Raw genomic sequence first — 12,728 nt, 5'->3', positions numbered from 1 at the left:
CGCCTATTGGTCCAGCTTTTAGCTGCGCACCAGCTTCTCATATTCTTCTGCGATGTCGCGTGTCATCGCGCCGACTTCGAAGTTGTAGTCGCCGATCTGCCCAACGGGGGTGACTTCGGCGGCGGTGCCGGTCAGCCAGCATTGCTCAAAACCCTCGACCTCTTCCGGCATGATGACCCGCTCGTGGACCTTGATCTGGTGCTTTTCCAGCATGCCGATGACGGTTTGCCGGGTCAGGCCGTTCAGGAAGGCGTCTGGCGTTGGGGTGTGCACCTCACCATCTTTGACGAAGAAGATGTTGGCGCCCGTCGCCTCGGCGACGTAGCCGCGATAGTCGAACATCATGGCGTCGCTGCACCCTTTCGCCTCGGCTGCGTGTTTGGACATGGTGGCAATCATGTAGAGGCCTGCCGCCTTGGCCTGTGACGGGGCGGTTTCGGGGCTGGGCCGTTTCCATTTGGCGATGTCGAGCTTAGCGCCCTTCATCTTGGCGTCGCCATAGTAGTTGCCCCATTCCCAGACCGCGACGGCCAGATGGACGGGGTTGCGCGCGGCGGCGACGCCCATATCCTCGCCCGAGCCGCGCCATGCGACAGCGCGCACATAGGCGTCTTTGAGGCCATTCGCCTCAAGTGCCGCGACTTTGGCGGCTTCGATTTCGTCAACCGTGTAGGGGATTTCAAAGTCGATCAGGCGACCGGACCGGATCAGCCTTTCGGAATGTTCGCGTGATTTGAAGATCTTGCCGTTGTAGCACCGCTCGCCCTCGAATACGCTGGAGGCATAGTGCATGGCATGGGTCAGGATATGGACGTTTGCGCTGCGCCAGTCGACCAGCTGGCCGTCCATCCAGATTTTGCCGTCTCTGTCATCATAAGCGCCCGCCATCGGATCCTCCACTTGATTTGCAATAATTACGCAGATAGGTCCGTTTCGGACATAAAGTTGCGTAGTTTCTGCATTTCGCTAGCAGTTGATTCTTGGAATGTCAACAAAGCTGACGTATTGTGATCCATAGTATCGAGGGAGGGCCGTATGGCGGAAGGGTTGCAGCCACAGATGGGGCAAAGCCTGCTGTTCCTGACGGACGAGCAGTTGCGCAAGGGGATCGAGGCGATGTTTTTCGCCTATCGCGGGTTTACGGCCGACCCGGACCGCATTCTGGCGCAAAAGGGCTATGGCCGCGCCCATCACCGGGCCATCCACTTCATTCACCGCAGCCCCGGCACGACGGTCAATAACCTCTTGTCCATCCTTGGTGTGACAAAACAATCGCTTAATCGTGTATTGCGTACATTGATCGAAGACGGTTTGGTTGCCAGCACCGTGGGCACAAGAGACAAGCGAGAGCGTCATTTGCACCTGACGGCTGCGGGTGCTGCGCTGGAACGGGAGCTATCGGATGCCCAGCGCGACAGGATGCGTGCAGCCTATCGCGCCGCCGGACCAGCCGCCGTGGCTGGATTTCGACAGGTGCTTGAGGCAATGATGGATGAAGAAAGCCGCCACCATTACGAGGCGATGAAGGATAAGACCGAATGAATGACGACGCGCACCTGCTGATTGTTGATGATGATGAACGTATTCGTGGCCTGTTGCAGAAGTTTCTAATGCGCTCTGGTTTTCTGGTCAGTACCGCCCGGGATGCCGCCCATGCCCGCCGCGTGTTGTCGGGGCTTGAATTTGACCTGATCGTTCTGGATGTGATGATGCCGGGCGAGGATGGCATGGCGCTGTGCCGTGATCTGCGTAAGACGATCAGTACGCCGATCATGCTGCTGACTGCCAAGGGCGAAACGGATGATCGCATTTCAGGGCTTGAGGCCGGGGCGGATGATTATCTGGCCAAGCCGTTTGAACCCAAGGAACTGCTTTTGCGCATCAACGCCATTCTGCGCCGCGTCCCTACGGCGGAGCCGACGGTGGTATTGCCCAAGGTCCTGAATATGGGGCCGGTCCGCTATGACATCGAACGGGGCGAGATGTGGCAGGGCGAAAAGCTGGTGCGCCTGACCGCCACCGAAAGTCAATTGATGCGCATCTTTTCAGGCTGTCCCGGTGAGGCGGTGACCCGCGCCCGGTTGGTCGAGGAGTTGAGCCGGTCCGGCGGGCAGACCCAGGAACGCGCGGTTGATGTGCAGATCACCCGCCTGCGCCGCAAGATCGAGGTTGATCCCAAACAGCCCCGCTATCTGCAGACGGTGCGCGGCGCGGGATATATGCTGGCGCCGGAGTAATCCGCAAGTGATCCCATGGCGCGCCCTTCGGGCGCATTACATTTTTGGTTTGCCTCCGGCGGGGATATTTCCGCTCGGAAGAAGGTGGTTGTGGTTTCGCCCTGAATTGGGTTCTTTGGTCCCATGACGACTGCACTGATTTCTCATGATGATTGTTTGGATCATGTCACCCCGCCGGGCCATCCAGAGCAGGTGGCGCGGCTAGATGCTGTTCTGGGTGCGCTGGAAGGATACGATCTAGTTCGGGTGAAGGCCCCGCTGGCCGCTGAGGATGACTTGCTGCGCGCGCATCCAAAGGCCCATGTTGATGCTATCCGCGCTGCTGCCCCGTCCGAAGGCTGGCGGTCGCTGGATGCCGACACACATATGTCTGTCGGGACCTTGCAGGCGGCCTATCGTGCCGCCGGTGGTGTTGTCCGCGCTGTGGATATGGTGATGGGCGGCGAGGTGGCTAATGCTTTTGCCGCTGTGCGTCCGCCCGGCCACCATGCAGAGCGTGAAACGGCGATGGGGTTCTGTTTCTTTGGCAATGTCGCCATCGGGGCGAAACATGCGCTGGATCATCACGGGCTGGACCGTGTGGCGATTGTCGATTTTGATGTGCATCACGGCAACGGCACACAGGATCTGGTGGAGGATGATGCGCGCATCCTGTTCTGTTCGACCCATCAGTCCCCGCTTTACCCCGGCACGGGTGCGGCCCATGAAACCGGTGTCGGCAATGTGCTGAATGTGCCTTTGCCGGGGGGCACGGGCTCAAAGGCCTTTCGCGATGTGATGGAGCGGGTGGTGCTGCCGCGGGTTGATAAATTCGCTCCGCAACTTCTGCTGATTTCGGCCGGGTTTGATGCACATGAGGCTGATCCATTGGCGGGGATGAATTTGACGACCGAGGATTTTGGTTGGGTGACCGAAAGACTCTGCGATTTGGCGGCGCGTCATTGTGATGGCCGGGTGGTATCGAGCCTTGAAGGTGGCTATGACCTTGAGGCGCTGGGCGCCTCTGCGGCGGCCCATGTGAAGGTTTTGGAGGAACGCGGGCGATGAGCGACGTGGACAAGATGAGCTTTGAAGATGCGATCAAGGAACTGGAGACGGTCGTTGGTCAGTTGGAGCGTGGCGATGTGGCGCTGGATGAAAGCATCGCGCTATATGAACGGGGTGCGGCCCTGAAGGCCCGATGCGAAGCCAAGCTGAAAGAGGCCGAGGAGAAGGTCGCCAAGATTACGCTAGGTGAAGGTGGTGAGCCGAAGGGGACGGCTCCGCTGGATGGCTAAACCGCTTCAACAGTTCATCGTGAAGGATCTTTCCGAGATGAGCCGTAAGCCGTTGCAGATAGCGCTCCCTCAGGCCGCTGAGATTGTGGAAGGGCATGTCATGGTAGCTCTGGCTGGACTATCTGGCCCAATTCCAGATGCCATGAAATATGCGGTATCTGGAGGGAAGGCGCTGCGAGCGTTTCTTGTTCTTGAGACAGCGCGACTACATGGCTTTGCGGCACATAAAGCTGGGGCGGCAGCGGCGGCGATCGAATGTCTGCACGCCTATTCCTTGGTCCACGATGATCTACCCTGTATGGATGATGATGATCTTCGTCGTGGTCAGCCGACGGTTCACGTGAAGTGGGACGAAGCGACCGCAGTTCTCGTAGGTGATGCACTACATTCGCTTGCGTTTGCCCTTGTCGCGGGAACAGGCTGCCCCATTGAAAGATGTTTGATCTTGTCAGGGTCGTTGGCCGAAGCGGCTGGTGTGCGTGGCATGGTCGGCGGGCAGGCTGCCGATATTGCTGCGGAAACGGCCGAGGCGCCGCTGACCCTTGATCAAATCATCGCGTTGCAAGCGCGAAAGACGGGGGCCTTGATTGGCTGGTCCGCCATGGCGGGGCCGCGTATGGCGGGCGCTGAAACTGGCCCGCTGTATATTTATGGCGAGTGTCTGGGCCTCGCCTTTCAGATCGCTGATGATCTGCTGGATGTAACCGGCGACGCCGCTGCCGTGGGCAAGGCCGTGGGCAAAGATGCGGCGGCTGGCAAGGCCACTTTTGTGTCCCATCTGGGCGTCGATGGGGCGAAAAGCCGCGCTGCGGAACTGGTACAAGAGGCCTGTGATGCGCTATCTCCCTACGGGGATGAGGCCGAGACGTTGAAAGAAGCCGCGCGGTTTGTCATCGCGCGGACGCATTAGAAAGGGTCATGCATGACCGACCACCCCCTTACCCCCGTTTTGGATCGCGTGAACACGCCCGATGACATGAAGGCCATGTCAGACAAGGAGTTGTGCGAACTGGCTGATGAGTTGCGGGCCGAAACGATCGCTGCCGTATCGGTTACTGGCGGTCATCTGGGGGCCGGTCTGGGCGTTGTCGAGCTGACCGTCGCCCTACACGCCGTGTTCGATGCGCCAAAGGACAAGATTATCTGGGATGTGTCGCACCAGTGTTATCCGCATAAGATCCTGACCGGTCGCCGCGACCGCATCCGTACTTTGCGCATGGAAGGTGGATTGAGCGGGTTCACTAAACGCTCTGAAAGCCCCTATGACCCGTTCGGCGCGGCGCATTCAAGCACGTCAATTTCGGCGGCATTGGGGTTTGCTGTCGCCCGTGATCTGGGCTGCGAAGGGGGCGATGCGATTGCGGTCATCGGGGATGGCGCAATGTCGGCGGGCATGGCGTACGAGGCGATGAACAACGCCGGTCATCTGGGCAAGCGGCTGATCGTGATCCTGAACGACAATGAGATGTCGATTGCGCCGCCGACCGGGGCGATGTCATCTTACCTGTCCCGCCTATATGCCGGTGAGCCATTTCAAGAGTTTAAGGCGGCCGCCAAGGGGGCCGTTTCCCTGCTGCCCGAACCCTTCCGTGAGGGAGCGAAGCGAGCCAAGGATATGCTCAAGCATATGACTGTGGGTGGGACCTTGTTCGAGGAATTGGGATTTTCCTATCTGGGGCCGATTGATGGGCACGATATGGAGCAGCTGTTGTCGGTGCTGCGGACGGTCAAGGCCCGCGCCGATGGTCCGATTCTGATCCACGCGATCACCAAGAAGGGCAAGGGTTATGCGCCGGCCGAGGCGGCCAGCGACAAGGGCCATGCGACCGCCAAGTTCGATGTGGTGACTGGCAAGCAGAAGAAAGCGCCAAGTAACGCGCCATCCTATACCTCTGTCTTTGCTGAAAGTCTGATCAAGCTGGCCGCCGATGATCCCAAGATCGTTGCCGTTACAGCGGCGATGCCTGATGGAACGGGGCTTTCGAAGTTTATGGAGCGCTATACGAGCCGGTGTTTTGACGTGGGCATTGCCGAACAGCATGCGGTGACGTTCAGCGCTGGCATGGCGGCAGGGGGGCTGCGCCCGTTCTGTGCCCTATATTCGACCTTCCTGCAGCGTGGCTATGATCAGGTGGTGCATGATGTGGCCATTCAACGCCTGCCGGTTCGTTTTGCCATTGATCGCGCCGGGCTAGTCGGGGCCGATGGCGCGACCCATGCGGGGTCGTATGATGTGGCCTATCTGGCAAACCTGCCCGGTTTTGTGGTTATGGCCGCAGCGGATGAGGCCGAATTGGTGCGCATGGTGGCGACGGCTGCGGCCCATGATGACGGTCCGATCGCGTTCCGCTTTCCACGCGGTGAGGGCGTGGGTGTCGAGATGCCGGAAAATCCTGAGCTTCTTGAGATTGGCAAGGGCCGAATGATCCGTGAAGGCGCGCGCATCGCGATCCTGTCGTTTGGCACACGGTTGCAGGAGGTGATGGCGGCCTGCGAGGCGCTGGAGGCGAAGGGGATCAAGCCGACGGTGGCTGATGCCCGGTTTGCCAAACCGCTGGACCGGGATCTTATCCTGAAACTTGCCGCTGAGCATGAGGCGCTGGTCTGTGTAGAAGAGGGGGCTGTCGGCGGTTTTGGATCACATGTTGCACAACTTCTGGCTGAAGAGGGCGTGTTTGACAACGGTTTGAAATACCGGTCGATGGTCCTTCCTGACATCTTTATTGATCAGGCCGGTCCCAAGGCCATGTATGATGTGGCAGGGCTGAATGCCGAACACATCGAGGCGAAAGTACTGGACGTCCTTGGAGTCACGCAGATTGGCAGTAAATCTGCGTGACAGCCGTGCTGAAAGAATCGGGTGTCAGCTTCACACGATCAGACGAAGATTAATTGTATATTAATGGTCAACGGTTCGCCTTATTTCGCTATTATTGTGGCGGCATAGTATTATAATATATTGATTTTAAAGGCAAATCACGAAACGGAAAAATGTGGCATTTCCGTGACCTATCGCCTCAGAATGCTCTGGAGAGGGTTGCCGCGGACGTGACTAGCTGTAACAATTTGGGCGAGTGTTTGCTGGGAATTTTTTGAAATGCATTTTGATGACAACGTGTCGCCCACGGGTAGTTTTCGTTCCGTCCTACTAGGATCAACTGCAATCGCCTTGGGAATGGTTTTTGTGTTTGGGGCGGGATTGTATAGTCCGGTCGCTGCAGAAACGCTAAGGTGGAATGACGCCGATACCAGAAACGACTGGGACCAGGATGATAGTACTTCTGAAGAAGGTCTGGACAATTGGCTTCGCGGTGCTGGCGCGGGAAGCGCCGAAGACTTTAATCCCGGCGATGATGCTGTTTTTGAAGGCACGCCTGCTGAGACCATCACTGTCATTGAGGATGTGTCACCGGATTCCATGACATTCAACACGTCAGGCTATGTGATCAACGGTACAAACGACAATACAAACATTATCTTTGAAGAGCATTCCGGTGGGCTGGACGAGAACCGGATTGATGTTGTCAGCGGCACGGCCGAGATCGGCGCGGTCATCCGCTTTTTCAATGACGTCACCGTCAACGAAGCAGGCGGCGGAAGCACGGGAACACTGATTTTGTCCGGTGCAAACCAAGATGCTGGTGCTGGGCGGTCTTCTGCAACCATCACGCTCGAAGGTGCCGGTCTGACCATCTCTGGCTCCGGTCAGATTGGTTTCGAGGATTCACTTGCAGTCACCGATGGTGACTTGACGGTGCAAGGCCAAGTGAATGTTGGAAGTGCTGTTGACGGATTTACTAGAGGAAATGTGACGGTTTCCGGCGCTGGCTCGCTCAGTCTGGAAGGCGGCACAATCTTTGGTCAGACACTGATCCAGGGCGGCAATGCCGTTGGTCTTGGCGGTAACTTCGACGATGGTGTTTTGATGACGGGCGGTGCCCTTGATATCGAGGCAACCACATCGGGCGATGTTGTTAATGGAGAAGTTGGCGGAACCGGTGGCACGCTTACCATCAATCAGTTTGCGGCGGATGGTTCAACACCGGTCGCCCTGAATGGCAATGTGACGAACAATGTCGGCGCTACGGTCAACAACGGTACCATCAATGGTAATATCATCCAGAGTGGTGGGACTGTTGCCAATAATGCCAGTCCCCTTGTCGGTGACCCGAATGCGCGGATCACCGGAACCGTCACCGTGAACGATGGCGGTTTCACCAACGCAGGTGAAATTGGCGGTACGGTAACTGTATCAGGCTCTGGGGCGGATTTTGACAATACGGGTTCGCTGGAAAGCACACTGAATGTCACAGATGGGTCCTTTGACAATCAGGCCGGCGGCAGTGTCACGGGGTTGGCGACTGTTAGTGGTGACAGCGATACTGGTGCTGCGGGTGTGTTGACCGCGTCCGGCGGCAGTTTTGATGGTGGTATTCAAGTCGACGCAGATGGCGAGTTGATTATCACTGCCGACACAGGCACAGCCCTGGACCCCGTCGGCGTGACCAACAATGGCGGCACGATCAATATCAACGCGGGCACCCTGACAACCGATCTATTGGATCATCAGGACGGCATTACGAACAATGCCAGCAACATTGTTGGCGACGTGGATGTCGCCGGGGGCACCTTTAACAACCAGTCCGGGGCCGACATTGATGGCAGCGTCGATATCACCGGAACTGGTGTTGTGAACGCTGATGGCGGAACCTTCCAGCAGGATATCCAGATCAACGGCGGTACGCTGAACATCAATACGGATTTTGACGAGACAGCACTTGGTTCTGTACAGACAATTCTGAACAGCGGGAATATCAATGTTGGTGCAGGGGCCGCAGCACCTGTGACCTTCACCACTGATTTTGATACAGCAGGCGGCACGACGACGATCAGTGCCAATGGTATTCTCGACAATGTCGATGCGGTCGACGACACGATCATCCTTGGCGCTGGCGAGTTGGTGAATTCTGGTATCGTGCGTGATGAAGTCCGGGTTGTTGCCGGCGGCACGCTGGGCATTGCAGGTGGCACATTTGATGAGGGCGTTGATGCACAGGGCGGCAATATCAACATTACCGCCGATTCCGATGTGGGTGCCGGGCTGGAAAACAATGGTTCGACCATCACATTGAACGCCGGGATTACCCTGACCGGCCCGGTCACCAATACAACCGGCCTTTTCAATTCAACCGGTGATATTGACGGCACGCTGAATATCACTGGCGGCACCTTCACACAGACCGATGCAACCGCCGCGACCGACGGTGTGACCGGACAGGTCACGGTCTCTGGCGCTGACGGGGCGCCTGGCACGTTGCTGGCCCGAGGTGGCGATTTCGAAACCGGGATCGATGTGCAGGCCTTTGGTATTCTGAGTATCGGGGACGACACAATCGATGACCCGGACGCGACCGGTGATGTGATCAATAATGGTGGTACGGTCACCATCGCCACGAATGGCCAGTTGACCGGCAGCCTGACCAACAATTCGGGCACGTCAACCATTGAAACCGGCGGTACACTGACCGGGCCGCTAACGATTACCGGAACCGAGGCCGACAGCATCGTCAATGTGGAAGGCGTGGTGCGTCAAGACAACCCCGGCGATCAGATTACCCTCACTGACGGGACGTTGAACCTAAATGATGGTGCTGATGTGCAGGTCGGCATTATTCAGAACGGTGCAGATGTTGACGGTGTCGATGTCGCTGGAGCCAACGGTGGTGTGATCAACGCAACGGGCGGCTTCTTTTCGCAGGGTCTTCGCGGTCGCGAAGGTGTCATCAACATCGACGGTGCCGTTGGTGGCACAATCATTATCGAAAGTTCCCCTTCATACGCAGGCTCTGAACTGAATATCGGCACAGATGGTATACTGACTGGCCGCGTTATCATGCGTGATGGGGTCACCACTGACGCGACCAATGATGGTCGTTTGATTGGCTTGCTCACGTCTGAAGGCGGCGTTTTTGAGAATAATGGGGTAATTCAAGGTCCAGGCAATCCGGAAGGTGACGCGATTGTTGTGGCTGGCGGCACAGTGAACAACAACACGGGTGGCGATGTCACGACAACGGCCCGCGTACAAAGCGGTACGCTGATCGCCAATGGTGGTAACTTCACCGGCGGCGTTATTGTTGAAGAAACGGCACCCGATACCAGCACATTTGATGTTGTTGCAGACATGTCAGGCGACATTACCAACAACAGCATGATGCCTGTCACGGGCGACGGTGCGGTCACGATCAACGCAGGAACTGTTGTGACCGGCAGCGTAACTAACAATTCCGGTCTTGCGACCGTCAATGGCCAAATCAGCGGTATGACGGGCGATGACGGCACTTTGGTTGTCGCCGGAGGCGAGGTCGTGACGAGCAGCGACACGACAGTGGATAACGGCACGACAGTTTCTGGCGGTACGCTTACTGCAAACGGTGGCACCTTTACCGGCGGCATTCTTGCAACCGGCGGACAGACTGATGTCAACGGCGTGATCACGATTGGTGGGGGCCAAGCGCTTGTCAGCGACGATGGCGCAGTCAATATCGCCGGGTCCGGCATCGTGACGGGCGATGTTCAGGCCAACAACAGCGATGGCAGCGCCGACGGTGTTGTCGAAAACCTTGGTCAGATCACAGGTTCTGTCACTGTCGGGGCGGCGGCGGAAACCGGCGATGGTGCGGTCTTTGACAACTCTGGTGCGATTGATGGCGGCGTGACCGTCAATAACGGTACCTTCAACATGGATGCGGGTGTGATCACCACGGCGTCGTCCGTCAACGAAGGCGGCACGGTCGTTATCACCGATAATGCCGCAATCGCCGGTGTCGCCATTTTTGATGATGGCTTTACCAATGAAGGTGGTGAAATCCGCATTGAAGGAAATGCCCAAGGCGATATTCGTAACGATGCTGGCGATGCGACGATTGACGCGCCCTTTACGCTGACTGGAGATGTCACCAACGGGGATGGCGGCACGCTGAACCTTGACGGTAATGTCACCGGTACACTGGACAATGACGGTGGCGTCGTGAATGCCGCAGGCACGGTTGGCGGTGCTGCGACAAACCAGAATACGGGCGACACTGGTGCGGATGGCGGGATATTTGTCGCCGACACCAGCGCGGCCACATTCACATCAGGTTTGCGCAACTTTGGGAACGGCCTGGTTGAGGTCGCAGGCACGCTGAATGGTGCCATCACAAATGAGACGACTGGTGATGTCCGGGTTCTGGGCGGTGCACTGGGCGGCACGCTGACCAACGATTTGGGGGGCGACGCGACGTTTAATGGCGTCAGCACAGCGACCGTTATCAACAACAGTGGTGCGATGTCCGTGGGTGATGCCATCGACGCCGCCGACAGTTTGGCGGTGTCTGGCGCATTGACCAACCTGTCCGGCGGCGTGCTGGACATTGCCAGTGACGGGTCGTTGGGTACCGCTGGCGCAGGGAGCATCACCAATGCAAGCGGCGGTGATATCAACCTGAATGGGCGGTTCACCAGTGCTTTCACCAATGCCGGGGATGTATTTTTCAACGGTGATGGTACCGCCGCTGATGACGGTCGCTTTGGTGGTTTGCTGACCAATGCCGACGGCGGAGCGATCCTTTTGCAGTCTGGCAATCTCAGCTTTGCAAATGGTCTGGTCAATAACGGCGTAGTAAGTACATCGCCCAACGCGACGCCAACCACCGCGGACGCAACCGATACGATCTCAATCTCAGGCGGGTTGAGCGGTAGCGGTACCTTTGTGCTGGATGTCGATCTGTCCGACACTGACTCCGATCCACTGACCGAAACCCCGTTGTCGGATACAGTCGTGGTGACAGGCGGCGCTGTAACCGGCAATGTCATCCTCGATTTCAACATCATCGATACCGGTGCTGATTTCGCCGATCCGCTCTTGGTTTTTGATGCTGATGCCACGCAAGCCAACAACTATCAGCTAGAGATGCAGGGCCTTCCCGGTCTGAGTGAGGCCGTTCTTTATATCCCGACCCAAAACGGCGAAGATTACTTCATTAGCAATCTGCTGAATCCGGGCATCGGTGCGCTGGCTGGTACGGTTGTGTTAACCCAATCATTGATAGGATCCGTGATCAATCGGCCCTCCAGCCCGTTTGTCAGCGGTCTGGCCTATGATGACCCAGATCCGTGCGGCGCTGGCGCATGGGCGCGCGCGATTGGTGGTCAGGCCGATTCAAACGGTGACATCACCACGCTAAGGGGTGACAACCTTAGCTTTGAAAGCGATATCAGCGCGAACTATTCTGGTTTTCAGGCAGGCGGTGATCTGGCTTGCTTCAACGGATACTTCGACGGCTGGGATATCTCTGTAGGGGGTATCGCCGGTGTGAACCAGGGGACCACAGAGCAACCTGTTCGGGCACTCACGGGCGACGGTTCAGGTGGTCTGATCGCGACAGACGTCGTAACCAGCATCACCGATGTGGACTTCGACCAGGCCTATGCCGGTGTTTATATCACGGGTGCCTACAACCGGTTCTCGGTGGATCTGCAATACCGTTTGGAACAAACGAATTTCACAGCCACAAACACCGGTGTCGGCGGTCTGGGAGGGCTTGGGCTGACGGACAGCGAGTTCGGAAGTGATGCGGCCACCTTTAGCGGGTCCGCCAGCTATGCGATCCCGTTCGGCGAAAGCAATGTGTCATTTATTCCGACCGCCGGTTTTGCCTACACCAACCTGTCCACCGACCCCATCGTCTTTGATGAGGGTGATATTGTTCAGATCAACGATTTCTCGACAGAAACGGTTTTCGTTGGCGGTACTCTGTCCCGCAGCGTGTTCGGGCAGGACGGGACATCGGCGATCAACCAGTTCGGCACCGTGACCTACTACACCGACATGGCGGATGAGCCTATTTCGGAATACGTCCCAATTTCTGGTGTTGGTGCACGGACGGTGAGCACTGAAAATCTTGGCGCTTATGCCGAGATCAGCGCGGGTCTGAATTATCTGCGGATCCTGCCGTTGGATGCACCATTGGGTGCCAAACAGCTTAGCGCGAGTGTGCGCGGTGATTTGCGGGGAAGCGAGCGACTGGACAGCTGGGGGATCACAGGCCAATTCCGCATTCAGTTCTAAGCGGTACCTGAAACGCCCCTATGCTGGTGTTCCTGCCTTGACCCTGCCGGGTCAAGGTTTCAGACTTGTGTTTCGGGGGACAACCCCAGCTTGCGTATCTGA

8 protein-coding genes are annotated in these 12,728 nt (G+C 57.4%); 7 read left to right on the top strand and 1 reads right to left on the bottom strand.

Annotated elements, in window-relative coordinates:
- Positions 1-18: 18 nt before the first annotated feature.
- Positions 19-888, bottom strand: a complete 870-nt coding sequence (locus tag ACFWW4_RS03825; RefSeq protein WP_411889648.1) for a branched-chain amino acid aminotransferase — start codon at positions 886-888, stop codon at positions 19-21.
- 147 nt (positions 889-1,035) lie between these two features.
- Here ACFWW4_RS03825 and ACFWW4_RS03820 point away from each other — a divergent pair, with 147 nt between their 5' ends.
- The 7 genes from ACFWW4_RS03820 to ACFWW4_RS03790 all read left to right on the top strand — a co-directional run bounded on the left by ACFWW4_RS03820 (position 1,036) and on the right by ACFWW4_RS03790 (position 12,626).
- Complete coding sequence (locus ACFWW4_RS03820) at positions 1,036-1,542, top strand: MarR family winged helix-turn-helix transcriptional regulator (protein WP_393933617.1); 507 nt, start codon at positions 1,036-1,038, stop codon at positions 1,540-1,542.
- On the top strand, positions 1,539-2,237 hold the full coding sequence (locus ACFWW4_RS03815) for a response regulator (protein ID WP_393933615.1): 699 nt from the start codon (positions 1,539-1,541) through the stop codon (positions 2,235-2,237). Before ACFWW4_RS03820 ends, ACFWW4_RS03815 begins: the two co-directional genes overlap by 4 nt.
- A 123-nt stretch (positions 2,238-2,360) precedes the next feature.
- Positions 2,361-3,284 (top strand): histone deacetylase family protein, encoded by a 924-nt coding sequence (locus ACFWW4_RS03810; RefSeq protein ID WP_411889647.1) that lies wholly within the window; start codon positions 2,361-2,363, stop codon positions 3,282-3,284.
- On the top strand, positions 3,281-3,514 hold the full coding sequence (locus tag ACFWW4_RS03805; RefSeq protein ID WP_411889646.1) for an exodeoxyribonuclease VII small subunit: 234 nt from the start codon (positions 3,281-3,283) through the stop codon (positions 3,512-3,514). The genes ACFWW4_RS03810 and ACFWW4_RS03805 overlap by 4 nt, the downstream gene beginning before the upstream one ends.
- A complete protein-coding gene (locus ACFWW4_RS03800) occupies positions 3,507-4,424 on the top strand; it encodes a polyprenyl synthetase family protein (RefSeq protein ID WP_411889645.1) in 918 nt (305 codons plus the stop codon). The genes ACFWW4_RS03805 and ACFWW4_RS03800 overlap by 8 nt, the downstream gene beginning before the upstream one ends.
- Positions 4,425-4,436: 12 nt before the next feature.
- Positions 4,437-6,353, top strand: a complete 1,917-nt coding sequence (dxs, locus tag ACFWW4_RS03795; protein ID WP_411889644.1) for a 1-deoxy-D-xylulose-5-phosphate synthase — start codon at positions 4,437-4,439, stop codon at positions 6,351-6,353.
- Positions 6,354-6,713: 360 nt separating this feature from the next.
- Positions 6,714-12,626: a hypothetical protein gene (locus ACFWW4_RS03790; RefSeq protein WP_411889643.1), complete on the top strand. Its 5,913-nt coding sequence runs from the start codon at positions 6,714-6,716 to the stop codon at positions 12,624-12,626.
- Positions 12,627-12,728 lie beyond the last annotated feature (102 nt).

The sequence above is a fragment of the Yoonia sp. SDW83-1 genome, from assembly GCF_046762885.1.
Taxonomy (GTDB): Bacteria; Pseudomonadota; Alphaproteobacteria; order Rhodobacterales; family Rhodobacteraceae; genus Yoonia.
Note: the sequence above shows the minus strand (reverse complement) of the source record. Positions and strands in the feature narration are given on the sequence as shown.